The 24,244-nt window shown below is 39.8% G+C and carries 20 protein-coding genes and 1 tRNA gene; 10 read left to right on the top strand and 11 right to left on the bottom strand.

What is annotated here, in order from left to right; all coding sequences use genetic code 11:
* Positions 1-90: 90 nt before the first annotated feature.
* The gene (locus KHS79_RS14270; RefSeq protein WP_027707370.1) at positions 91-423 is read left to right on the top strand and encodes a PilZ domain-containing protein; all 333 of its coding nucleotides are present in this window, start codon (positions 91-93) and stop codon (positions 421-423) included.
* A 94-nt stretch (positions 424-517) separates the two neighbouring features.
* Here the strand turns inward: KHS79_RS14270 and lrp are convergent, their stop codons facing one another.
* Complete coding sequence (gene lrp / locus KHS79_RS14265) at positions 518-1,009, bottom strand: leucine-responsive transcriptional regulator Lrp (protein WP_027707371.1); 492 nt, start codon at positions 1,007-1,009, stop codon at positions 518-520.
* A 299-nt stretch (positions 1,010-1,308) separates the two neighbouring features.
* Here lrp and alr point away from each other — a divergent pair, with 299 nt between their 5' ends.
* The 3 genes from alr (at position 1,309) to KHS79_RS14250 (ending at position 4,788) form a co-directional block, all read left to right on the top strand.
* Complete coding sequence (gene alr / locus KHS79_RS14260; RefSeq protein ID WP_212719869.1) at positions 1,309-2,394, top strand: alanine racemase; 1,086 nt, start codon at positions 1,309-1,311, stop codon at positions 2,392-2,394.
* Between the two features lie 197 nt (positions 2,395-2,591).
* Positions 2,592-3,956 (top strand): NAD-dependent succinate-semialdehyde dehydrogenase, encoded by a 1,365-nt coding sequence (locus KHS79_RS14255; protein WP_212719868.1) that lies wholly within the window; start codon positions 2,592-2,594, stop codon positions 3,954-3,956.
* 151 nt (positions 3,957-4,107) lie between these two features.
* Entirely contained in the window at positions 4,108-4,788 is a 681-nt protein-coding gene (locus tag KHS79_RS14250) for a TIGR00153 family protein (RefSeq protein ID WP_027707374.1), read from the top strand.
* A 14-nt stretch (positions 4,789-4,802) separates the two neighbouring features.
* Here KHS79_RS14250 and KHS79_RS14245 read toward each other — a convergent pair whose 3' ends face one another.
* From KHS79_RS14245 to KHS79_RS14230, 4 genes are all read right to left on the bottom strand, one after another.
* Positions 4,803-6,302, bottom strand: coding sequence for an aldehyde dehydrogenase (locus KHS79_RS14245; protein WP_212719867.1), 1,500 nt, complete (start codon positions 6,300-6,302; stop codon positions 4,803-4,805).
* Positions 6,303-6,474: 172 nt separating this feature from the next.
* A complete protein-coding gene (gene murI / locus KHS79_RS14240) occupies positions 6,475-7,323 on the bottom strand; it encodes a glutamate racemase (protein WP_157365387.1) in 849 nt (282 codons plus the stop codon).
* Between the two features lie 148 nt (positions 7,324-7,471).
* Positions 7,472-8,881: a carotenoid oxygenase family protein gene (locus KHS79_RS14235; protein ID WP_212719866.1), complete on the bottom strand. Its 1,410-nt coding sequence runs from the start codon at positions 8,879-8,881 to the stop codon at positions 7,472-7,474.
* A 93-nt stretch (positions 8,882-8,974) separates the two neighbouring features.
* On the bottom strand, positions 8,975-9,883 hold the full coding sequence (locus tag KHS79_RS14230; protein ID WP_038290317.1) for an SdiA-regulated domain-containing protein: 909 nt from the start codon (positions 9,881-9,883) through the stop codon (positions 8,975-8,977).
* Between the two features lie 316 nt (positions 9,884-10,199).
* Between KHS79_RS14230 and KHS79_RS14225 the strand changes: the two genes are divergently transcribed.
* Positions 10,200-11,156, top strand: coding sequence for an RsmB/NOP family class I SAM-dependent RNA methyltransferase (locus KHS79_RS14225; protein WP_212719865.1), 957 nt, complete (start codon positions 10,200-10,202; stop codon positions 11,154-11,156).
* A gap of 429 nt (positions 11,157-11,585) precedes the next feature.
* On the opposite strand, the gene KHS79_RS14220 is transcribed toward KHS79_RS14225, so the two are convergent.
* Positions 11,586-11,876 (bottom strand): MarR family transcriptional regulator, encoded by a 291-nt coding sequence (locus KHS79_RS14220; RefSeq protein WP_027707378.1) that lies wholly within the window; start codon positions 11,874-11,876, stop codon positions 11,586-11,588.
* Between the two features lie 1,204 nt (positions 11,877-13,080).
* Here KHS79_RS14220 and KHS79_RS14215 point away from each other — a divergent pair.
* Together KHS79_RS14215 and KHS79_RS14210 are read left to right on the top strand one after the other, a co-directional pair.
* On the top strand, positions 13,081-14,331 hold the full coding sequence (locus KHS79_RS14215) for an FAD-dependent monooxygenase (protein WP_233468437.1): 1,251 nt from the start codon (positions 13,081-13,083) through the stop codon (positions 14,329-14,331).
* A gap of 771 nt (positions 14,332-15,102) precedes the next feature.
* Positions 15,103-17,619: a glycoside hydrolase family 15 protein gene (locus KHS79_RS14210; RefSeq protein WP_212719863.1), complete on the top strand. Its 2,517-nt coding sequence runs from the start codon at positions 15,103-15,105 to the stop codon at positions 17,617-17,619.
* 271 nt (positions 17,620-17,890) lie between these two features.
* On the opposite strand, the gene KHS79_RS14205 is transcribed toward KHS79_RS14210, so the two are convergent.
* On the bottom strand, positions 17,891-18,415 hold the full coding sequence (locus KHS79_RS14205) for an RDD family protein (RefSeq protein ID WP_212719862.1): 525 nt from the start codon (positions 18,413-18,415) through the stop codon (positions 17,891-17,893).
* A 141-nt stretch (positions 18,416-18,556) separates the two neighbouring features.
* Between KHS79_RS14205 and KHS79_RS14200 the strand changes: the two genes are divergently transcribed.
* Together KHS79_RS14200 and KHS79_RS14195 are read left to right on the top strand one after the other, a co-directional pair.
* A tRNA-Gly gene (locus tag KHS79_RS14200) sits at positions 18,557-18,630 on the top strand.
* 340 nt (positions 18,631-18,970) lie between these two features.
* Entirely contained in the window at positions 18,971-19,450 is a 480-nt protein-coding gene (locus KHS79_RS14195) for a MaoC family dehydratase (protein ID WP_212719860.1), read from the top strand.
* Between the two features lie 58 nt (positions 19,451-19,508).
* Here the strand turns inward: KHS79_RS14195 and phaZ are convergent, their stop codons facing one another.
* Positions 19,509-20,414 (bottom strand): poly(3-hydroxyalkanoate) depolymerase, encoded by a 906-nt coding sequence (phaZ, locus tag KHS79_RS14190; protein ID WP_212719858.1) that lies wholly within the window; start codon positions 20,412-20,414, stop codon positions 19,509-19,511.
* Between the two features lie 8 nt (positions 20,415-20,422).
* Entirely contained in the window at positions 20,423-22,231 is a 1,809-nt protein-coding gene (locus KHS79_RS14185) for an alpha/beta fold hydrolase (protein ID WP_212719857.1), read from the bottom strand.
* A 388-nt stretch (positions 22,232-22,619) separates the two neighbouring features.
* On the opposite strand from KHS79_RS14185, the gene KHS79_RS14180 reads away from it, so the two are divergent.
* Entirely contained in the window at positions 22,620-23,084 is a 465-nt protein-coding gene (locus KHS79_RS14180; protein WP_212719856.1) for a phasin family protein, read from the top strand.
* A gap of 66 nt (positions 23,085-23,150) precedes the next feature.
* On the opposite strand, the gene KHS79_RS14175 is transcribed toward KHS79_RS14180, so the two are convergent.
* On the bottom strand, positions 23,151-23,792 hold the full coding sequence (locus KHS79_RS14175) for a TetR/AcrR family transcriptional regulator (protein WP_212719855.1): 642 nt from the start codon (positions 23,790-23,792) through the stop codon (positions 23,151-23,153).
* A gap of 135 nt (positions 23,793-23,927) precedes the next feature.
* Complete coding sequence (locus KHS79_RS14170; RefSeq protein WP_027707383.1) at positions 23,928-24,209, bottom strand: polyhydroxyalkanoic acid system family protein; 282 nt, start codon at positions 24,207-24,209, stop codon at positions 23,928-23,930.
* Positions 24,210-24,244 lie beyond the last annotated feature (35 nt).

Below are 24,244 nucleotides of genomic sequence, written 5' to 3'. Positions count from 1 at the left end.
TTTGGTTAAGGATAGAATTTTGAAAAGAAAAAGTTAAAGTTAAATTTTGATGAACTATTTTTATAATACTGATGACAGGATTTTCGTTATATGGCTCTTACCCACTCACAAAGACATCGTCGAGAAGGACACCCAGTCACAGTTGAGAATGCTGACACTGGAGAGTATTTAGGCAGAATTCTAGACTTAAACATTGACCACTTTATGGTTTTGACTGATCACCAATTACAGCCCAAACAAACGATAAATCTGATTCTTCACATTCCTGAACCCACACTTTCACATGATACAGTCAGCTTAAAGGCAGAGTGCATGTGGTGCCAAAATTCAAATTTTGCCAGTAAATTTGGCGCCGGCTTTCACATTGAGCAGATTGATGATCAAAACTCAAAAACACTGGATAGTTATATCAACGGCTACTAGCTAAAGTGTATGAGTTCCAATCCCATAGATTTAATATGGTTTTAACAAGACTGATTCAGCTTTAATCTTGGAAATTTACCTCTTAACGCATCACCTAATCATCATAAACAGGTATTATTAAGGTTTCTTTTACTTCTTCCATGACAATGTAGCTTTTAGACTCCCTCACACCAGGTAACTTCAATAAAATATCACCCAGCAGTTTACGATACGATGCCATTTCTGAAATTCTGGCTTTAATTAAGTAATCGTAATCACCTGAAACTAAATGACACTCTAAAACATGGGGCAACTTGACTACAGCCCGTCGAAATTCATCAAATATATCAGCCGATTTTGAGTAAAGACTAATCTCAACAAAGACCAGTAGCCCTGCTTGTAACAGCTGGGGATTTACTTTAGCAGCATACCCTTGAATAAAGCCTTCTCGTTCTAAACGCTTCACTCTTTCCATACAAGGTGTTGTACTTAAGCCAACCTGTTCAGCCAGGTCAACATAAGAAATGCGTCCATCTTGTTGCAATATTTTAAGTATTTTTCTATCAATGCGATCGATCTGTTTTGTTGTTTCTTTCTTGTTACGCATTCTTTTTTAACTTTCACTCAACAGGAAGGAGACAGTCGCCTCCAAAGTTAATTTGCTCAGCTCATCACGCGATGACTCACTTCCCGTCTCTTAAAGAGGGTGTCGCAAAAGCTGGGAAGCTACCATCACTGGACCCTATTATACTCATAACAAAAGGTTTGAACTGATGTTTGTTGAAGCCTTATGGCAGGCCATTACAACAGCTACACATTTATAGTGACTAATACCTCCCATAGGGTTTCCTATCAACACAAAACCGATTAATGTATTGCCTTTAACCTGTAAAACAGTGAAGTAGCATGACTCGCCCAATCCGCGCCACTATAGACCTTAATGCTTTGAAAGCTAATTACCTTTATGCAAAACAGATGTCGGGCTATAACGCTCAGGCACTTGCTGTGGTTAAGGCTGATGCTTATGGGCATGGTGCGATTGCAACAGCAAAAGCTTTGGAAGAAGAAGCTGATGGTTTTGCCGTGGCCTGCATTGAAGAAGCACTCCAATTACGACAAGCTAACATAAAAGCGCCCGTTGTCCTGCTAGAAGGCTTTTTTTCTGCTGAAGAGCTTGATGCTATTAATCACCATGACTTGCAGCCATTAATCCACTCTAATAAGCAAATTGAAATACTGCGCAAACACCCCCCAAAAACGCCATTTACAGTATGGCTAAAACTCGATACAGGTATGCACCGTTTAGGGTTTTCACCTGATCAATTCATTGCACGTTATTCAGAACTCACACAGCTGCCTTATATTGAACAAGTCATTTGTACATCACATTTTGCGTGTGCAGATGAGCCTGATCACCCCCTGAATAAAAAACAGCTTGACTGTTTTTCTCAAACGCTAAAAACATTAGATAATCCACCCGCCAGCTTAGCTAACTCACCCGCCATACTGGCTATGCCTGAAAGTCACTACCAATGGTTAAGACCAGGTATTATGTTGTATGGCTCATCACCTTTTGCACATAACCACAACCAGGCCGCTGCCCTCAAGCCAGTTATGACACTCACTGCGGAGTTGATTGCGATTAAACATTTAGCTGCAGGCGAAACTATTGGCTATGGAGCAACATATGACGTTAGCAAGCCTTTACTGATGGGAGTTGTGAGTATTGGCTATGGCGATGGTTATCCTCGTTATATTAGTGAAGGTACACCTGTGGTCATTAGTGGCATACGTTGCCCCATTGTCGGGCGTGTCTCCATGGATATGATCACGGTTGATCTCAGTAGCTATCCACAAGCGCGCATTGGTGACTCAGTTGAGTTATGGGGAAATCAATTATCGGTGAATGAAGTCGCCACATATGCAAACACAATCAGTTATGAGCTACTAACAAAGATTACTCAACGAGTACCCCGCCACTATATTTGGTAGCCAAAAATAGTGTAAGCAAAACACCAGCAACCAATACATTAATGTTCATGTAGAGCTATAGTGAAGCGTATCCTTTGCAGCTTCTGACTCATAACTCAGCAAGGGGTGCAGCATGAGATGGAAACTGCTGTAGAGAACAAAAATCATAAAATATTCCCCTAATAAGGGTACACATACACATCAGCAAATAGATTCTTATGAGCATACAAACCGTTAATCCTTTCTCTAACGAAGTCATCGCTACATACCCATTGCTGCAACCTAATGAGCTGGAAACAAAGCTGCAATTGGCAGAACAGACCTTTCGCTTATGGTCAAAACGAAGCCTCTGCCAACGTGCCACACCAATGCGTGCGCTATGTGAACAACTCAAGCACCGTAAAAAAACGCTGGCTACCATGATTACAGAGGAAATGGGCAAGTTGCACCATGAAGCACTGGCCGAAGTGGAGAAGTGTGCCTGGGTATGCGAGCACTATGCTGATCATGCTGAAAGTTACCTTACACCACAAGTCATTACTACAGAAGCCAAGCGTAGTTATATTTGCTATCAACCGTTAGGTCCCCTATTGGCCATCATGCCCTGGAACTATCCTTTTTGGCAGGTATTTCGTGCCCTAGCACCTAATTTGATGGCAGGTAATACACTATTGTTAAAGCACGCCTCCAATGTCCCTCAGTGCTCTCAGGCCATTGAGCATCTTGTGCAGGAAGCCGGTTTTCCTGATGGCTGTTTACAATCACTACTCATAGACGCAAAAGCAGCCAACGAATTAATTACAGATCAACGCATACGAGGCGTCACATTAACTGGAAGTGAATTTGCTGGGAGAAGTGTTGGCTCACTCGCAGGCCAGTACTTAAAGCAATCTGTGCTTGAGCTAGGAGGGTCAGATCCATTTATAGTTTGTGATGATGCTAATTTACAACAAACTGTTGAAGCCGCAGTGACCTCTCGCTGTATGAATGCTGGTCAAACCTGTATTGCTGCCAAGCGCTTTTTTGTAACACCGGCCATAGCAGATGACTTCATCCAAGGTCTCATCAACCGTATGCAAATGCTGATGATTGGTGACCCAAATGATGATCAGACAACCTTAGCCCCCTTGGCTAGAACTGATCTAAGGAATGATCTGCACAACCAGGTGCTCTGCGCCCTCGATCAAGGTGCAAAAAATATCATTGGTTGTCACATTCCTGACCGCGATGGAAACTTTTATTTGCCTTCAATACTGGATAACGTCAGCCCTGATATGGGTGCATTTCAGGAGGAACTTTTTGGGCCTGTAGCCAGTATTATTCGGGTAAGAAATACTGATGAAGCCATTCGGCTTGCGAATCAAAGTCACTATGGATTAGGGGCAAGTATTTGGAGCAAAGACATTAATAAAGCGGAAGAGATAGCTTTACAGATAGAAGCAGGCTCATGTTTTATTAATAGCTTTGTAAAAAGCCACTGTGCACTGCCCTTTGGCGGTATCAAAAACTCAGGTTATGGACGAGAGCTAGGTGTACCAGGCATACAAGCGTTTACCAATATCAAAACCGTTTGGGTTCAATAATATCACTAAAAATCTGGCTCATTAGCAAAGTGTTAGCTGTTTAAAATCAGCATATTAAACGCTAACACCTCAAACTAAATAACACGACATAAGTGAAAGTCCTTGATTACTGCTAATCTCATAAAAAAGCGTTTTATGGAGATTAGCGCTTATGTTTAAAAGCGTCATTTCAGAGCTGTTTGCCAAGTCCCCATTTGGCCCTATGCAACAGCATATGGACATTGTATTGTCCTGCGTTAATTTACTCACGCCATTTTTCCAGAGCGTAATGGCAAGAGACTGGGAAAAAGCCGAAAGCTTCGAGCAGCAAATGATTAACCTGGAGCACGAAGCGGACCTCTTAAAGCGAGAAATTTTATCGCGTTTGCCCTCAGGTATTTTAACCCCCGTTCCTCGAGAGATTTTATGCAATCTTATTTATCAACAAGATGCTGCCGCGAACACAGCGGACGATATTGTTGGCCGTATAACGGCCAGGCAAGTGAATATCCCCAGTACATTACAACCCTCAATAACAAGCCTGCTGAATTTGTGTATTGAAGCCGTCAAACTAACCCACCAAAGTGTGTCAGAATTAGATGAACTATTAGAGCTTGGATTTCGAGGCAAGGAATCGATACTTGTCCAAAAAATCATTGATTCATTAGAGACACATGAAGATAAAATTCGCTCACAAGTTAGAAGCTCACGTCGTATGACTCACAACTTAGAACATGAGCTTTCAGCGTTAGATGCTATTACTTTATATCAAATGATTGACCGACTAGACGAGTTAGCCCGCACTGCCAGAAATATCGCCATGTGTTTGGAGGTCATGTTAGTTAAGTTATAGACTTAAAAAAGATATTATCCCTGGAATGAAAACCATGTGGTTTTTATTTCAGTATATTTATCAAACGCATGTAAAGATTTATCTCGGCCAATTCCAGACTGTTTATACCCACCAAAAGGTGCTGTCATATCGCCACCAAAATAATGATTAATCCAAACTGAACCAACCTTTAATTGTTTAGCAACAAGATGCGCTTTATTTAAATCACTAGTCCATATGCCTGCTGCTAGACCATACTGGCTATCGTTAGCCTGGTTGACCGCCTCATTACTGTCTGTAAATGTTATTGCCGCTAACACCGGTCCAAATATTTCATCTTGCGCTACACGCATTGTGTTTTCAACATTACCAAACAGCGCTGGCTGTATAAAAAAACCACCCAACTCTTGTCGTACTCTTTGACCACCTTGTAAAAGTTCAGCGCCTTCTTTTTCGCCTAATTCAATATATTGTTGAATTTTTTTCAGCTGCTGGGCATCAACAATAGCGCCAAGTGTTACTTCAGGATCAAGTGGATTACCTGGTTGCCATTTATTCATTGCCTTTCTAACAAGCGACAAAAACTCTTTGGTTATAGATTTTTCCACAAATAGCCTTGAACCTGCGGTGCATACTTCTCCTTGATTAAAACAAATAGCACTCGCTGCAGCCTCAGCGGCGTAGGCTAAATCTGGCGCATCAGCAAATACAATATTGGGGCTTTTACCACCAGCTTCTAACCATACTCTTTTCATATTTGACTGCCCAGCATACATTAATAGCTGTTTGGCTACCGTGGTGGACCCTGTGAATGCTAGAGCATCAACATGAGGATGAAGAGCCAGTGCCTTTCCCACTGTATGTCCATAACCAGGCAATACATGAAATACGCCTGGCGGGAAATCAGCTTCGGCAACTAACTCTGCCAGTTTAAGTGCTGTAAGAGGCGACTTTTCAGAAGGTTTTAAAATAACACTATTGCCTGCTGCTAAAGCAGGGGCTATTTTCCAACAGGCCATAAGCAATGGAAAATTCCAGGGAACAATTGCGGTGACTACGCCTATAGGTTCACGGGTAATAAGACCTAACTGATTTTCTGCAGTTGGTGCAATTTCACCATATATTTTATCAATAGCTTCTGCATACCAACGAATACAGTTTGCAGCAGAAGGAATATCCAGCAGTCGGCTATCTTTTATCGGCTTACCCATATCAAGCGTTTCAAGCAACGCTAATGTATCAGCATGTTTATCAATTAAGTCAGCGAGTTTTAATAAGCTCTTTTTACGTTGCTGTGGTGATTGACGGCTCCAGTCTCCTTGTTGAAATACTTTAGATGCACTGGTTACCGCATTATGTACATCAGCCACATCACATAATGCTACTTCAGACAATAGCTGGTTATTCGCAGGGTTTATACAGGAAAAAGTTTGCTTACTTTGGGAGCAAACAAATTCACCACCAATATAAGCTTGATTAGGAATACTCAGTTGCTCAACAGCCTGCTCCCACATTGCTTTTGTACCCAATTCCATCGGTCTTCTCCTTATAAAAATATCTCCTGCAACCATAACATCACAATAAAGGAGATATTTTTACTATATGGAAGAAAAAAGCGCTGTTGGCAAAGACTCAACATCACTGCTTAGGGCCTAGATTAGCGCTTTTACCGTTATAACAGTGATATTCATATAGTGTTAACAGGCCCTAGGAGACAGTTACCGCATTTATCGCCATAGGCTCAGAAAAAACCGTAAATGCTTCATCAATAGGTAAAATACTTAAAGCACTAAATCCAAGTTGAAATAAATAAGGCTTTAATTGAGTCACTGATGTGGTATTAGCAGTAAACATTGCCTGATAAATACCCGCGTGTTCTGGCTTAAGCTTTTTTTGCTGTTCCAGTAGTGTTCTGACACGACGCGCGATGGCTGAGCCTGAATCAACCCAATGAATAGATGGAGAAATTTGTTGTAATTCACTCAATAATAGTGGGAAGTGAGTGCAACCCAATACAATTGTATCAGGACGAACAGGTGCTTGTTCGAATGGTAACAATTCCTGTTTGAGACGACTCAAATCAACTGTTTGGCTCCGCAACTTGGCTTCTGCTAAATCAACCAATACACGGGAGCCAACTTTAATAACATCGCAGTGTTTAGCAAAACGAATAATTAAGTCATCAGTGTAGACTCTGGTCACGGTACCAGGTGTTGCCAGCAGCCCAATCACACCATTGTTAGTCACCTGAGCAGCCGTTTTAATGGCAGGTACAACCCCTACGACAGGTATTGAGAAATGAGCACGAAGCACAGGTAATACCACTGTACTTGCGGTATTACAGGCAACAACAACCATATCTGGCTGATGATATTGAACAAGGGTATCCAAACATGCTTTTACGCGGGTTTTCAAATAGCGCTCGCTTTTATCCCCATAAGGATAAGCAGCATTATCTGAAGCATAAACAACAGAGACTTCAGGCATTAATCGTACAAGCTCACTGAAAATACTGAGTCCACCAACACCTGAATCAAAAATTACAACTTTAGCCACAGATACAACTGACCCTAACAAAGATGAACTAGATGCCTGAAGTCACATACTTGAGTGATTAGCCACTCATGTGCCTCCTGCTTTTTTTTAAGCAAGCATTTTAGCGTGAGTGATTGCTGATACCAATGGGTTGATTCTCTTATACTGACTAAATTTGACTCATTTCCGCCCAACAACCATGAAACCCTATAGGTATATGAGCAGGTATATCAATGGTTGCTAATGGGGGTGCAGTTATATGCTTAGCATCAAGAATGAGCAACCGGCTTTGATCTTGATGACAGCTTGTTAATATGGTCAATATATAGCCATCATCTTCACTACTTGCTTTAGCCTTAGGTGCAAATACAGGCTCATTCCCTACATAAGGCTTTGGCCACGTCACTGCCTCTGTGTGCTTGCCTAAGTAATCATACTTAATCAGGCCTGAAAACAAGGGGAGGTCAACTTCATCCAATAGTACATGATAAGAGTAGCGACTTGGTTGCCCCATATAACGTTGGTTTATGACAGGGAATTCACTATTACGACTATCCAAGGGCTGTTCTTCTACAGTACGGCTCTTTAAGTCAAAGCAGTAGTAGTAATACTGCGCTGTTTTTAAAGTTTTACCAAGAAAGTTAACCATGTTAAGCAGTGGATCATGAGCTTTATCTTTGAGTGGTGGCACAGGATCTGTCACCCGACACACCAACATTTCAATTTTATGCTCTCGCTCCCATGCATTAATAACGTGATAAATATAGCAAGGCTCAGCTTCAAGCCACTGAATATGTTGTTCATTACCTAAACGAGGGAGAATGCCAAACCGGGCAGGTAATGTATGATCAAAGTAACTGCGTAATCCATTGGGGGAATGGACATAGTACAGTGGCAAGTCCATAACAATGGAGTAGTTTGTCGTAATAGCCATATCATGAGGAAGACGTAAGCCTGGTAGCTCAATAGGCGTCCAATGCCTGACTTTATGTTCTTCATTAATGACCCCATAAGACAAATAGGGTTGTTTCATGCTGACACAGAATACTCTCAACTCATTGTGCACAGGGTCAACCTTAGCGTGAGCTGAAATAGGTGATTGGAGTGTGTCTGAAAAGCTATCTATACCCAGCGTTTCAAGTGTTATTGGATCCAAGGCATAAGGCATTCCACTTCTATACCAAAGTCCATAGGCCCGCTTATTAAAGACGATGATATCCGTATTCGCAGTATCTTTGGTCTCTGCGGGATTAACGAGCGAGAATACACCCGGTAAAGAGCTTTTACCTTGCCCCTCCTCCTGAATAAGCCCCTGAGTTTTTATCCAACGATTTCGATACGTTAGCTTCCCATTCTGAAAATAAAAGCCATGTACCATACCATCACCATCAAACCAGTGATAAGTGCCCGCTGGGTTGAATTTTGGATTAGGTCCATTACGTAAATAAACTCCTGCTAAGTCATCAGGAATTTGGCCAAATATTTTAAAATCGGTGATGACACGCTCTGTAACAGTAGGAGCATATGGTCCCTGTAAAAAAGGATTATCATCATGACCAGCGAAAGTAAAACGATCCATGTTTTATTTCCCCATTCATTGCAATAACGTGGGTGACTAACTACCCATTACCCCGTCGTTAAATAAAGCTTATTGATACCTCAGGTTTAATTCTCACTGAACAACTTTACGAAATCGGTACAGCAGGTTAGGCTCACTGACAACATACAGATTATTCTCATCATCCAGTGTCACCCCCTCGGCTTGAGGTATATGGCGTGCCAGTCCACCATAGCCATGGCGTAGCTCTAGCATGCTCACTGTCTCACCTGATGCATTCACTTCAGTCACACGCTTGGACTCATCGCTGAGCAACAGTAAGTTGCGTGTTTTATGATCAAAGTGCAAACCTGATAAGTCAGCCATAAACAAAGAAGACCAACGCAAGCTGTCTGGCATTTCAACACGTAAGCTGAAGTTACCTGTTTCTTCATGCTTGAGACGGAAGATTTCGTATATTTTTAATGGTGACCGCTCCTTAACTACAATAATCCTGTTGGCTGTCTGGTCTGCAGCAATCCCCTCAAAACCTTTATTGGTCTTAGGTCCAAATACGAGTTGGATTTGTGGCTGACTGTCACGCTTAATCTTGTCTGTATCTTTAGTGATTTCCACCAATGTAATACGCTGCTCACGCTCTTCCGCAATCGCAAACTGATCACCACCAATATAGGCTATCGCCTCTGTATCATGAAATCCTTCTAGGGCTATCTTCCTGACAACGCCTCCATGCTTATCCAGCTCAAGCACTGTTGGTGGCTGGTTAACAATGACAAATAAGCTGTCTTGTTTGGGTGAGTATGTAATACCCGAAACATTATTATCCACACCACTCAGTGGCAGTGCTTCTATATCCACGCTATAACTGGGCAGCCATATACTTTGCTGTTTCTGTTGCTCTGAAGTCGTCAGAGATAACATGATTGATTGCAGCCTTGACCCCCAACCAAATACATATTCTCCAGTCCAACATAAAAACAATGCTAATAGCACAACAATACTTCGCTTTAACAACCGCATCATGTCTTATTCCAGCTGACAACTGCCCCAGCAAAATGTGCTTACACACTGAAAGCTTTACTCTCTGGTTGCAGAGTACTATTTCATGGCAGGCACAACTTTTGTTTTACTTCAAAAGAAAACTTTGTAGCAATTCACTATGCTTGCTTAGAGATTGGGCTAATCAGATAATTCCACACTTGAGCACTCTACAGTCTCAATAGTGTTAACTAGCTCTAGCTGATTCATTGGCCGTTTTTCTTTAAATGCAAAGGAGCCTAGATGCTTACTCAGTTAACTGAGGCTGTAACTGATACACTTTTGACAGACTGGATAATCAATGCATAGTCCGACCCCAGAATTACCACGAGCCTTTTTGGACAAGCTCTCCTTGTTGTTAGATGAAGTTCAACTTGAGCAAGTATTGAATAGCTTTAGTAGAGAAAAACCCACTACTTTTCGTATCAACACCTTAAAAGGAAGCATTCAGGATACCACTGCTGAACTCTGTGCAGCACAGTTCAACCTCACCCCCGTGCCCTGGCTACCTAGCGCATTTCATATACCACCAGAACAGCGAAGAGCACTGACAGAAACAGATGCGTTTTACCAAGGACGTATTTATATCCAAAATTTATCCAGTATGGTTGCACCTTTCTTATTAGCCCCTCAACCTGGAGAGACTGTACTTGACCTGGCAGCAGCTCCTGGCGGAAAGACGCTTCAAATAGCAGCAATGATGGAAAACCAAGGACGATTATCTGCTGTAGAAGCTGTCAAAAATCGCTTTTTTAAGCTCAAAGCAAACCTTGATCAACAAGGCGCTACTATGGTGAAAACCTACTTGACTGATGGGCGCTCTGTTGGCAACAAGTGTCCTGAAATGTTTGATCGTGTGTTACTGGATGCCCCATGCTCCTCTGAGGCCAGATTTTCACTACTTGATCCTTCAAGCTGGGAACATTGGTCTACGCGAAAAGTGTCCGAGGTCGCTCGCAAGCAAAAGCGCTTGCTGCAGTCAGCTTTTACTAGTTTAAAAGTAGGAGGTGTTATGATTTATTGCACATGTTCATTTTCACCTGAAGAAAATGAGCATGTAGTGAATCATCTCCTCAAAAAGTACGGCTCATGTGTCAGTATTGAGTCAATTGACCTACCATTTTCAAATACTATGGCAGGTATCACCCATTGGCAAAAAAAGACATATGATGATGCATTAACACAATGCCGAAGAATACTACCTAACGAAATAATGGATGGCTTTTTCATTTGTCAGCTAAGGAAACAAGCTGCTTGATAATTTATATTCCTCGCTGTTGGTATATGTTCTGTATTAAAAGTACTGTCAATGGTTAATGAGTCAAACGGTGACAGTTTGACTCACTGAAGGTTGCTGAAGAGAGATAGATAAGTGCCACTTATAGCTTCCGTTTTGGATATACGTCTATTCAAATAAAAATGAATCGCGAAGAATAAAACCATTAGACGCTGTTACTTTCTAATAAAAATTATCTAGTGGTCCATTAGTGAACGTTGTATTGAAGTGGTGGAAGTCAGCGATGAAATCTTTCAAGGTAAAATAGCTTCAGTAAATATAGGCAAACTTAATAGTCAATAATTTACCCAAAATCATTAATAACAATATCTGCAACAAGTAAAAATAAATATCATGAATATTAGTGGGCGAAAAAATGCAGGGGATCTACATCACCTGCATTATTAGCTATTAGAGTTTAGCTAAAATTCGTTTTGCTTTTGCTGTTAAATGAATTAACTTATAGCGTTTATCATCAGGATATTGCTTAACCCGAATTAACTTATCACCCGGGTTACCTGCACGACCCTCCTCTAAACGCCTTATGGTGGTGGCAACATTTTTTTCATTGACACCCATATAGTGCGAAAGCTCTGACACGGAGCAACCTTCATTTTCTCCGATAGCCATGAGTGTCGCCAGCGTACGCACGGTTAGCCGTGGGTACTGATTGGACAGATTAATCAACTTTTTAGTGTTCATAGTGGTCTATCAGCTAATTGGTCAATGTTGTATTACTAGGTAATGCTTCGTTGGAGAAATGTACGCGGTTTAGACGTACAACAGTCCATGCCAGTAGCAATAACATAATTATTATAGTCTAATGACAAGGTCTAGTATGTATATTTTTGCAATGTATTAAATGTACTTCAGATTAAAATCATGAAATCAGTTGTTATTCTAAACACCTAAACTGTGGCTTTCATCCTTTCCACCAGAGTTTAAGGCCCTATTGAAATAGATAATACCAGGCTATATAGCAAAACCTGATCTTTTCTAACTTTATCTATCACTTAAACAGCCTGTTAAACCAACCATTTAGAAAGCCACCTTGCCCTCAGTTCGTGCAACATGTTTAGTTTTACAGTGATAATTGATCATACCTTTTATCTTTTATATCAATAAGTTACTTATATATCAAATTATTTATTAGAAATCAGTTTATGTATAGCTTTATAAAAGAGTAATTAGTAAATATTGGAAGCTATATTGCGTTGATATAAAAAATGCCACACCAAAGCAGCCTATTAATTCTCTATCCCTCTAAATTCATTTGTTAACATTTTCTTTATCAACTATTCATATTTAGCTATTTATTTAAACAATATGCAAATATACAAATTATGAATAATACACCCATATTGAGCGTTATAAGTCTTTTTTACAAGACTCAAGGTTTTATATCCTTTGCACACAATCAATAGCGCTTACCTTAACGAGCCAGTGCAGCTGTGCTAATGTATTCCTGACACATTAGTAGGGGTTGTTGAACTCTAAAGGGCATCGAGACCAACGATCTTGACCACCAAGAAGGGTATATTCCAGTCACTAATTAATATAGTCGCCAGCGGCGCTGTTCTATCAATTAAAGTCACTACCATATTTAGGTATATCCACAACAAGAGAACAATGATTGACAGATCAAAATTTGAATGAGTGCGAGAGTAAATGGTAGTCATACCTAAACAAAGGTTTTGTAGGTGAGCTAGTCTGAGCTGGTAAAACGAGAATTAGCAACAACTATTTTTAGTAAAAATATCCACTGAGAATATAGACAACAGTTGATTTCTTTCAGACATACCAATACGAATGATTTTAACGATGGTAATATATCTCGCTCTATACTACTCATAACTAGGGTATAATGACAGAACAATTGCAGTTGATGTGAGGATTACAGTAGGTGATGCAACAACAATACGACATTATCATTATTGGCGCTGGCATGGTCGGTACAACACTGGCACTCGCCTTAAGCAGCAAAGGATTCCGCCTCGCACTGGTCGAAAAACAACCCTACCCCGAATTTGACCCTCTATCTACACCAGATCTGCGGGTATCGGCCCTTAGCCAAGCAAGTATTCGCATCCTAAAGCATGTTGGTGCATGGCCTCATATTCTTGCGATGAGAGCATGCCCTTACAATGAAATGGCTGTTTGGGAGCAATTGGCTGGTCATAAACTGAGTATCAGTGGTAACCGCTTGAATAAAACGTTATTCTCAGCAAAACAAGCCAAGTTATCAGAGCTTGGATACATTATTGAAAACTATATTATTCAACGTGCACTTCACTTAGTAGTACAAAAACAAACTACACTTGACTTATTTTGCCCCGCTCATATTGAGCAATTTATATTAGAAAAGCAGAATCCAATAGTGCAGCTCAGCGATCAAACTCAGCTAACCGCCAATCTGCTTGTAGGTGCTGACGGTGCTTCTTCCGCTGTTCGTCAAGCTGCTAATATAGGTATTGTTCAAAGTGATTATGAGCAACATGCATTTGTAATCACAGTAGCCCTGCAAGATGGTCCCCAACAACATATTACCTGGCAAGCATTCACACCCACAGGACCTTTAGCATTTCTACCATTACCCAGAGTGAATGGTAAAAATTATGCGTCACTTGTTTGGTATAACCACCCTGAAACCATTGAGCAACTTAAACAGCTAAATTCAAACCAGTTGCTACGAACAATACAACAGTCTTTTCCCGAAGAACTGCCTGCACTTGAACAAATAGTCGCGACTGGCAGCTTTCCGTTAACAAAAAGACATACTCGAACCTATTCTTCACATAATACTGTTCTTATCGGGGATGCAGCCCACACCATTAACCCTTTAGCCGGACAAGGGGCAAACTTAGGGTTTATGGACGCTGCGGTGTTAGCGGATAGTATTATAAATGAACAATTTAACTTTACGACAACAAGTATATCAAGGCTACTATCTATATACGAAAAGCGCCGACGTCCAGATAACACACGAATGATGCATATAATGGATATGTTCTATTATCTATTTAGCAATAATAAAACACCTCTTAAATTAATACGAAATACAGGACTGACCCTTGCCAACCTAGCAAGGCCGTTCCACAAACCGGTTATCAAATATGCGTCTGGCTTATCCCACCAGCTGCCTGCAAGCTTCCAATAAGAGCACTGACCACCTAAGCTTGTTGATCTATAGCCAATGCGGATAGTTTCTGGGTGAGACAAACTCATCAACATTAATTCTCAAACCATTGCTTAGCAGATCTGAATTATCGTTATTGTTTATTTAAGCACTATCAGAAGACTGTAAAAAAACCGGTTTGTAATTGCCTTACCCTTGAAAAAATATTTTGTTAAAAAACAATTCACAATGTAACCAACTATTACTTTTGTATTAAAACCTGTTTAGTTTACATAAATGACTTGCATCAAGGTTCAACCAGTTACAAAATATATAATTATACTGATGGCTATTTATCCTAACAAAAAAAGAAGTCATAAATATGAAGTTAATCTACAATACTCCACCATAATACTACTGCTTAATTAACAATCTTTCCCTTAACTTAGTGTACTAGCTAGAGTGCAGTGGTAATGTTTTTCTATACACTCAAACTCGTTTAATATTAATCTGGCCAATTATTTTTTGATTAATATACTTTGCTATAAGTATATGGCCACCTCTAAAAAATAGTGTTTTTTGTATAAACAAAAAAGCGCCACACCAAAGATCACAGTGTATAGTTAATACATAAAGGAAGATGCTATTAAAAAATATTTATCACAAAAAATAATAAAATTATCGCATAATGTAAAAAATATATTTTAAACAACTCAATACTAAGCAGTCCCGAAAAACGATACAAAGTATAATAATAACTATACCTATAAAATTATTGTTATAAAAACAAAGATGGCAATTTGAGAGGAATAAATGATGAAAAGCCTTAAAAAAAAGGCGTTAACACTTGTTATTGCAAGTATTACGACTAGTCTTGCCTGGAGTAACAGCGGTGTTGCACCAGGAGCCCCAGGTATTGATCATCACTGGAGTTCTGCCAGTAAAACAGGAATAGGAACAGCCAATAGTAAGCAGTCCAAAGTCTGGTTTAGTTTAGTGGATGGTATTGTTTCTGAAGTGTACTGGCCACAAATCGATATGGCTCAAATTACAGACTTACAATTTATGGTAAGTGATGGTAAGACTTTTTTTGATGAAGAAAAGAAACATACGGAGCATGAAATACGCTCCTTGAACAAAAAAACGCTTGCTTTTGAACAAGTCAATATTGATCGAGAAAGAAAGTACGAAATTAGTAAAAAAATAGTTACAGACCCTACAACAAATAGCTTATTATTAAAAGTAACCTTTAAAGCCTATGAGGATAACCTGGGCTTATTTATTTTACTCAACCCCGCAGTGAGTAATACTGGTTTATATGATTATGCTGAAGCCACAAAAGATACTTTATTTGCCTGGGATGATCGAGCAAAATATGATAATGGCACCAATCATGTTGCTCAATACCAGGCTCTAACAGCAAGTATTCCCTTCAAACGTACATCCGCAGGTTTTGTTGGCAAAAGTGATGGCTGGCAGGATTTAAACGACAATTATCGTATGGATTGGAATTACCGGTATGCAAACAATGGCAATGTAGCCCTAACAGGGCAACTTGATTTACCTTCAAAAGCAGGTGAATATACCTTTACTATTGCGATCGGGTTTGCCGAAGATAAAGCTAAGGCCCAACAAACAGCCAATAATAGCCTCAAAAAATCGTTTGATACTGCACTTTCTCTCTATAATCAACAATGGAATAACTATTGTAATGGTTTAGAGGACTTAAGCTCAGAGTCCTTTGATAATGGCGCGCTCTATTATGCTTCAGCCATGGTACTTAAAGCTCATGAGGATAAAACCTACAATGGTGCAATGATCGCGTCTTTAAGCGTGCCTTGGGGTCAAAGCCAGTTTGATAAAGATTCCGGAGATCAACGAGGTATCCTGCCCGGCTCTAGTGCTGACGGATATAAAGATGGTCCTATTGGCTATCATGTCGTTTGGCCCAGAGATTTATATCAGGTTGCCACCGCTTTTCTTGCAGCAGGAGATCAACATACGGCAAAAGAAGCACTTAGTTACTTAAAAGAAGTTCAATTCAAAGCCGAAGATGGTAACTGGCAACTATGTGGCAACTCCGTCAGCAAAAAAGGCTCGTTCCCACAAAATTTCTGGCTTTCTGGGCAAGCTCACTGGCAAGGTATGCAGCTCGATGAAACTGCAATGCCCATTGTCTTAGCTTGGCGTTTATGGAAAGAAGGGGTGATAAGTCCAGCAAGTTATTACAGCTCATTTGTAAAACCTGCAGCCGACTTTGTCGCCAAAGTGGGTCCATGGACAGATCAAGAAAGATGGGAAGAAGCAAGTGGCATATCGCCTTCAACCATCTCTGCAGCAATTGCAGGTTTAATCGCAGCCGCTGATTTTGCTGACCACCAAGGTGATAAAGAAGCAGCCCGTTCCTATCGTTTAAAAGCAGACTTATGGGCTGATGGCATTGCAGACTGGTCATTTACTCACCAAGGTGAATTAGGTGATGGTCAGTACTATCAACGCACTGAAGGTGCTGAGTATTGTCACTCAAGTTATAACCCTGATGATGATAGTATCTTATATATCGCTAATGGTGGTGGTCAGCACTTAGAGCGTAATGTAATGGATGGCGGCTTTATTGAACTTGTGCGCTTTGGCGTCAAAAGTCCTTTCGATACGTCGATAACCAAAACACTTGAAAACTACGAGCAAGCAATCAAGGTTGAGACACCAAATGGCCCTGGTTTTTACCGATACAATCATGATGGTTATGGAGAAAAGCTAGGTGGTAGTGATTATACCGGACAAGGAAAAGGGCGTTTATGGCCACTACTAACAGGTGAACGCGCACACCTGGAAATAGCGAAAAAACAGAATATTGATCGTTATATTCACGCTATGGAAAAATTTGCAAATGAAGGCAATATGCTTCCAGAACAAGTCTGGGATAAAGCTGAAGGGCCATACCAATTTGGTGAAGGCACAGGTGGTGCTACACCACTGGCTTGGTCACATGCTGAGTATATAAAACTGTTAAAATCAAAACGTGAGCAACGCATTATTGATACACCAGATATTGTTGCAGAACGTTATCAAGGTTGTATGACAACAGTTAATGTACATTATGACGCTGGTTGGGGAAACTCTATAGCCATTAGGGGTGAAGCAGAATTGCTAAACTGGAAAGAAGGCGCACCAGCTCGCTGGACTGAGGGCAATGTATGGCGCTTAACACTGCCACAGCAAACATCATCATTTAAAATGAAAGCATTAATTAACGATAAGACTTGGCAGAAGCAAGAAAACTTTACGGTTAAACCCTGTAAAGACAACCATTTTTGGCCACGTTTTTAATATACTCTTCGCGAATGATTTTTTAGGCTTTGTTACCATCGCTTTTGACCACTAAGGATGGTGGGAATGCAGTTTATGCAGGAGCATTTAACTGCCACCCCAGTCATTTAGTTTATCTAAACTCCTGGGGTTTCATCGATCGGTAGCCTCGCCTAAATAACCCTTCGCTGTGAGTATATACCACTTTATTTTAACACCTAAAAATGGGTACAGCATAGTGCTCATTTTTTATCGACACAACCCAACTAAAGTTGGGTTGTTTACTTTAAGATTAAGCTTTTTTACCTACTTTTATGACTTTTGTACCTGCAATAAAATCATGGAGACAACGCTTTTCTTTATTAAAAATAAAAAGTGGATTGATAAACGCAGCAATCATGCCAACGTAAGGTATCATTAAGACAATCCATAGCGGTAAATAGCGTAGCGCTAACACATTACCTAAGCCTAGAATCGTGTTATTTCTATATGATACGATTGAAATTCCAAGAATTTTTTTCCCTATTGTTTGACCACTTTTTGCTAGAAAGTACCCATGCAAAATAATAAAAAGCACGAGGCTGAATAGCATCGCCATTGACTGACTCGTAAAGCTAGGTTGTTGCCCACTCAATGCTCCATCAAAATAACCGGCAGCATGCAACACAGGCATACTGATTATATTTAGAATAAACGCATCAATGAGCGAAGCTCCCAATCGACTCCAACGACTTGCAAGTTCACCATCTTCTGGCATAGGCGTTGCTGCTGCCAAATCTGAAGAGGGTGTTTGATATACATTATGACTATCTGACATACTACTATTCACCTTAAACGCTCATAAATAATAAAATTGATTTTAGCGCCATATTTTATGTATTTTACAATACAGTGAACACGAACTGTATCTATTGCTCTTACGTATTTATAGTTACTATAATAGTAGGCGAAGCATACAGCGGGTGTAGTTCAATGGTAGAACATCAGCTTCCCAAGCTGAATACGTGGGTTCGATTCCCATCACCCGCTCCAAATATACCCTTCACGAATGATCTCTAGGTTTTGTTATCTTCACTCCTCACCCCATTCACCTATTAATATAGGCTCATGGGGCTTCGTCACTCGATGGCCGCACCTAAAAACCATTCGTATTGAGTATAAAAGCCGTTATTCATTTCTTTGTTTTCCACTGCCCTGTCATCTTTTTGTTACATAGCCGATTCAAGATTATATTATGACAAACAGACACTGTGTAACTTGACCCATTACACAGAGGTTATTCATAGCATAATATAATTGTCTTTATACACACAGAATCAAGGGTATAAGTATTCTTAGTACACCAAAACGATAACTAGGATGGTTAATCAATATGGCAAATAATGCAGAGTTAGCACTGGAAATACTAAAAGGATATCTTAATCAGCCAGAAGGAACAGGCAAGTGGTTAACTATTGATCAAGAAAGAATCAATCAGTTTGCTGATGCAACATTAGACCACCAGTTTATTCATACTGATCCAGAAAAAGCGGCTAAGCTTTCCCCCTTTAAAACAACTATCGCTCATGGTTACTTGACACTGTCATTAATACCACACTTGACGGAATCAATTACAGCACCTTACCAAGAAGCATTCAAAAATTTAAAAATGATGGTTAATTATGGGTTGGACAAGCTTCGATTTATGAATCCAGTGCCCGTAAACGCTAAAATTCGAGCTCAAAGATCCTTACTGGAAGCTGAGCTAAAAGATGAACGTACACTACAAATAAAACAGTTAGTAACCGTTGAAATTGAAGGCCAATCCAAACCTGCCTGTGTTGCTGAAGTTTTAGTGCGCTTAATCTACTAAGAAAAAAGTATCAAAGGTCACATTTCACATTATGAAAATGGAGTGTGGCCTCAACAGTTTACTCAATAACTTCATTACTCAAATCAAGAGAAACCGTTTCCAACGGAAGAGGACTGGTTAATCGCCGTTTATTGTCCGTTAAAAAGTCTCTGACAATAGGCGCAATCTCTTTAGTTTTTGTCAACAAGAATAAGTGCCCGCACCGTATTACGCGAAGTTCAGCATTAGGAATTCGTTTTGCCATAAGTTTGGCATTAGCGATTGGAATAATAGGATCATCATCTCCGGCTAAAATCAACGTAGGTTGTTGAATATTATGAAGCCAGTGAAAACTAGTCCAACCCGCTCCCGCTAATAGCTGATAATAATAACCTAGCCCACTAGGCGAACGGATTTTTAATGAGTGCTTTTTAATTAAATTATCATTTCGTCGAAACGCACCACCATAAATAGAAGCTGCAATACGCTGCATATAACTTGGTTGCACATATCGCCTTGGACTTGCCAACTTTAAAAGCACGGAGAGTTTCGCAGGCACTGCAACTGAGCCCATAGAGGTTGCAGCCAAAATAAGACGCCGGCATCGGTATGGGTGATCATAGGCAAACTGTTGTGCAAGCGCACCTCCCCAGGAAACGCCTAAAACATTAACTTGTCCATAATTCAGTTCATCTAACATTTTCCCAATAAGCCGAGATAGCCCAGAGAAACGATAGGGTAAAGTTGGTGTAGATGATCCACCCGTACCAGGAGCGTCGAATGCAATAATCTCAACACCTTGCAATTCATCAGCAAAGGGCTTTATAAGCTCAAGATTAGCTCCAATACCATTGAAAACTAATAATGGCAATATTGGTTCATTACCAGGCCTAATAGCTGCACGTATTACCTGGCCGTTAATATTCAGTGTTTTAAAGCGAACCCGCATGGGTTCGCGAATATTGGTTGAAAATGTTGTTTCCAATGGATCACCTAATCATGTACATATAAACCAGGTGCTGGTTCTAGAGGAGGATGTTGTTCATTACCCAAACTCACTGGTGCTTCTTTTTCTTCACCAGAATGAGCAATGATCCATTTTTGCCAGTGTTCCCACCAGCTACCATTATTGCGTGTTGCACCCTGATACCACTCACTTGGATCTTCTACATGTGCTTTATTTGTAAAAAAGTGTGCCTTTGGATTCCCTGGAGGATTAAGAATACTTTGGATATGTCCACTGTTACTCAAAATAAACTCACACTGACCTCCCAATAACAGTGTAGACCGATAACAAGCATCCCACAGCGTAATATGGTCAGTTAATCCGGCAACCGCAAATACATCTTGTTTCAAGGCTTTAGCATCAACTGGCTGGCCAGCAATTTTTAAGGTGTTAGGATGCATCAAGCTATTTTCTTTATAAATATCAATAAATTCTGCATGGAGTTTAGCAGGAAGTCTAGTGGTGTCATTATTCCAATATAAAATATCAAATGCTGGGGGTTCTTTCCCTAGTAAATAATTATTAACCCAGTAATTCCAAATTAAATCAGTCGGTCTCATCCAAGCAAACGCACGAGCCATATCTCGGCCTTCCAACACACCTTTTGCAGCAGAAGTTTGCTTAGCTGTTTCTAGTGTTTTTTCAGTAACAAAGAGCGCTATATCAGAATTAACCTGTGTATCAATTATACTCACCAACTGGGTAATTGAGTTTATTATTGGCTTATCCAGACTTTGCAAATAGCTGGACAGCAGTACTGAAGTTAATCCCCCTGAACATGCACCTAAAATGTTAATATTATCAACTTCTGCAATATCGTGAATAACATGAACTGCCTCACTTAATCCAAGTATATATTGGTCTAGTCCCCAGTTCCTATGCTCTGGAGTTGGATTTCGCCAGCTAACAATAAATACCTGTAGACCAATGGAGGTACAGAACCGAATAAAGCTTTTTTCTGGACTTAAATCAAAAGCATAAAACTTATTGATTTGTGGTGGTATTATAAACAGAGGAATTTTAAACACTTTTTCTGTTGTCGGCTTATACTGAATAAGCTCTAAAATATCACACCTAAAAACCACATTTCCTTCTGAAGTCGCTATATTTTTTCCGACTGAAAATGCCGACTTATCAACCTGTGCTGGCATCCCCCCATTATGACGAATGTCATCAAGTAAGTGTAACAAGCCTTTTTCCAGGCTCATCCCTCCCGTTTCAAAAAAGCGCTTAATGACAGCTGGATTTACTAATGTATTTGAAGGGGCAACAGCTTCAGCAAATAAAGAAATAATAAATTTAGCTCGACGACTATCATCATTATCAAACTCTGCATCGTCAACCCAGTCGTTAAGGTGTTTATGCCATGCAAAATAGGCCTGCATATAACGACGGTAAATTGGGTTTTCAAACCAGGTAGGGTCACTAAAACGACGATCATTTCGTTTTGGTAAAAACTCTGAGGTACCCAATATCACTTGAGACATATCTTTACCAAATTCAAATAACTGCTTAAATCCAGCCGTTGGATGAGAAACAGCTTGTTTGACAATCGTCCCTGCTGTAGAAAATAAATCTTTACTATGTAACCTTACAATGGGAGTTCCCATTGCAGCACTATCAGGATTCGACCGCCCATTCGTCTTGCTGGGCTGATGCTCGGCCCCTAACTCTCTCTGCAATGCTTTTTTCAACCGTTCAGCTGCTCTTCGATCTGTTTTCTCTAACCGCTGAATAGTCTCTCTTAATACTTCTATACGTTGGCTAATGTCATTTATCGCAGCTTCATTTTTCATGAATATATATTTCCCTGTGCTGTGTTTACCAACCATGGCTTTATTACATTTTTGTTAAAGCCAATCATCTCAAAAGTATCAAATTTTGATGACAGAATAATGGTTTTATAAACTTTAACTATATAAATCAAGTGATTTATATGGCGTATATCAAACTAACACAACACATTCACTACTTATAGAAGACTTATAATAATGACTGCAAAAGAGCAATTAAGAGTGAATTTAATGTTCCTTTCTGACTATTGTAATTGGCAAATTTAGTATGTTCATTCTAATTTTCATTGCTATAGTCGAGCTATTGATGAATGATAAACAGTAGAAGTTTTATTATACCCCCGAAACACATCGCAAAGGGTTACCCTACCCAAGCAACGAGGACGCTACCATGTCAGACACAAAAAAAACTGATAAATCAACTGATAAAGAAAAATCTTTACTTACAGGCATTCGTGATTCTGCCCATAAAATCTGGCTAGCAGGGCTTGGCGCTTATGCTCAGTATGAAAAGCTTGGCCAGGAAGGTATTCGTTTATTTGAAAATCTGGTAAAAGATGGTGAAGAAGTACAAGCTCGAACCCAGCATAAAGTAGACGAAGTAAAGGAAAAAATAAAATCTAAAACAACTGACCGCCTGGAAAGCAGAATAAAACAGTTGCGGGATAAACTTTCAAGTGGGTCTCGTGATGAGCTCAAAGAGCTAAGTCACCAGATCGAAGAATTAAGTCAAGCTGTTAAAGCTCTAAGTTCTGACCGCACTGTGGGTAGCAAAAGCTCAGCTACATCCAGCAGCACCGGATCTACATCCAAGAGCTCAACCACATCAACAGCTAAAAAACCTGCTGCTGTATAGTGTAAAAACATCTTATAATAAACCCTTCGTGCAGTATAGTATTTCACGAAGGGTAAAAGGTTGGCTTTAGATCGGAAAGTTTACTGTTGACTTATAAATTTGACTTCTTTTTTCTAAAATTTCTTGTTGATCATCAGTCATATAAGGCTTAACTAAACAAATAACTTGATAAATTCCCTGGTTGATATAACGAGTGTCGTATCCTTTCTTAGTACGCATAACCTCGTAATTCAGCCAAAAAGTTGCAACTACTGTTGCATTATCAGCTAATACCCCAATCTCATCATCCGTTGCTACTAAATATGATGCATCTCTCAAGTACTCACAAATCTCTGTAAATGTTTTTCTTTTCTTACTTAAGACACGCGTAAACCGTGGTTTTATTTTTTGATTTTTAGCTAGTAGATCTAATAAGTCTCTATATAGAAATCGATAATTATGTATAGTTTCAAAAATTAAATGCAAATATAACCAGTAATCATCAATGGCTAATGAGTGTCTACTTGGAGAGTCTAAGAGCTCTAGAATTTCACTCTCATATCTAAGATAAAGCTCAGTGATGATTTCTTCTTTTCCCTGAAAATGATAATAAAGATTACCAGGGCTAATATCCATTTCATTGGATATATCGATTGTTGTTATATTGGGTTCACCATGATGATTAAATAACGCTAAGCTAGTGACTAAAATCCGCTCCCTGGTTTTCATGTAGACGGCCTTGTTAAGTTAAGAAATCAGAGCAAATAGATTTCAATTCATGAAGGGTACAACTTACCGTTAGTATTTCCTTATACAATATCCTAGATAACGGTAAGCATATATAATGTAGAAGCGCTAAATGAGCTATGATTTTATCAATTTATCCAGACGTTGATTTATCTGCTGCTCAATTGTTCCTTTAAATGCTTTCATAATAGCATTGAGCTTTACATCAATCTCTACACGTTCTTCAGTCACCTTAATTGAACCCTGAACACCTGTTTGCTTAAAGGTTAAGTGATAATCACTATCCCATTGGCAGGTTAATCCCATAGACGACTGCATTTCATCGGCAATTTGCTGAACAGCTTGTTTCGCTTTCTCAATAGTTGTGCCATGAGTGCGTTTTATTTCAATATTAGCCATCGACCAATTAGATCCTCAAATACAACATTAACCAC

The organism is Zooshikella ganghwensis, assembly GCF_018263875.1.
GTDB classification, from domain to species: domain Bacteria; phylum Pseudomonadota; class Gammaproteobacteria; order Pseudomonadales; family Zooshikellaceae; genus Zooshikella; species Zooshikella ganghwensis.
This window is presented reverse-complemented; position numbering and strand designations above follow the sequence as displayed.

What these genes read in the sequence shown, in the direction of transcription:
- KHS79_RS14175 (WP_212719855.1), bottom strand. Translation starts at nt 23,792, where the DNA reads ATGAAAACCAGGGAGCGGATTTTAGTCACTAGCTTAGCGTTATTTAAT.
- KHS79_RS14270 (WP_027707370.1), top strand. Translation starts at nt 91, where the DNA reads ATGGCTCTTACCCACTCACAAAGACATCGTCGAGAAGGACACCCAGTC.
- KHS79_RS14250 (WP_027707374.1), top strand. Translation starts at nt 4,108, where the DNA reads ATGTTTAAAAGCGTCATTTCAGAGCTGTTTGCCAAGTCCCCATTTGGC.
- KHS79_RS14210 (WP_212719863.1), top strand. Translation starts at nt 15,103, where the DNA reads ATGATGAAAAGCCTTAAAAAAAAGGCGTTAACACTTGTTATTGCAAGT.
- KHS79_RS14215 (WP_233468437.1), top strand. Translation starts at nt 13,081, where the DNA reads ATGCAACAACAATACGACATTATCATTATTGGCGCTGGCATGGTCGGT.
- alr (WP_212719869.1), top strand. Translation starts at nt 1,309, where the DNA reads ATGACTCGCCCAATCCGCGCCACTATAGACCTTAATGCTTTGAAAGCT.
- KHS79_RS14180 (WP_212719856.1), top strand. Translation starts at nt 22,620, where the DNA reads ATGTCAGACACAAAAAAAACTGATAAATCAACTGATAAAGAAAAATCT.
- KHS79_RS14245 (WP_212719867.1), bottom strand. Translation starts at nt 6,302, where the DNA reads ATGGAATTGGGTACAAAAGCAATGTGGGAGCAGGCTGTTGAGCAACTG.
- lrp (WP_027707371.1), bottom strand. Translation starts at nt 1,009, where the DNA reads ATGCGTAACAAGAAAGAAACAACAAAACAGATCGATCGCATTGATAGA.
- KHS79_RS14185 (WP_212719857.1), bottom strand. Translation starts at nt 22,231, where the DNA reads ATGAAAAATGAAGCTGCGATAAATGACATTAGCCAACGTATAGAAGTA.
- KHS79_RS14230 (WP_038290317.1), bottom strand. Translation starts at nt 9,883, where the DNA reads ATGATGCGGTTGTTAAAGCGAAGTATTGTTGTGCTATTAGCATTGTTT.
- KHS79_RS14255 (WP_212719868.1), top strand. Translation starts at nt 2,592, where the DNA reads ATGAGCATACAAACCGTTAATCCTTTCTCTAACGAAGTCATCGCTACA.
- KHS79_RS14225 (WP_212719865.1), top strand. Translation starts at nt 10,200, where the DNA reads ATGCATAGTCCGACCCCAGAATTACCACGAGCCTTTTTGGACAAGCTC.
- KHS79_RS14195 (WP_212719860.1), top strand. Translation starts at nt 18,971, where the DNA reads ATGGCAAATAATGCAGAGTTAGCACTGGAAATACTAAAAGGATATCTT.
- KHS79_RS14235 (WP_212719866.1), bottom strand. Translation starts at nt 8,881, where the DNA reads ATGGATCGTTTTACTTTCGCTGGTCATGATGATAATCCTTTTTTACAG.
- KHS79_RS14220 (WP_027707378.1), bottom strand. Translation starts at nt 11,876, where the DNA reads ATGAACACTAAAAAGTTGATTAATCTGTCCAATCAGTACCCACGGCTA.
- KHS79_RS14170 (WP_027707383.1), bottom strand. Translation starts at nt 24,209, where the DNA reads ATGGCTAATATTGAAATAAAACGCACTCATGGCACAACTATTGAGAAA.
- KHS79_RS14205 (WP_212719862.1), bottom strand. Translation starts at nt 18,415, where the DNA reads ATGTCAGATAGTCATAATGTATATCAAACACCCTCTTCAGATTTGGCA.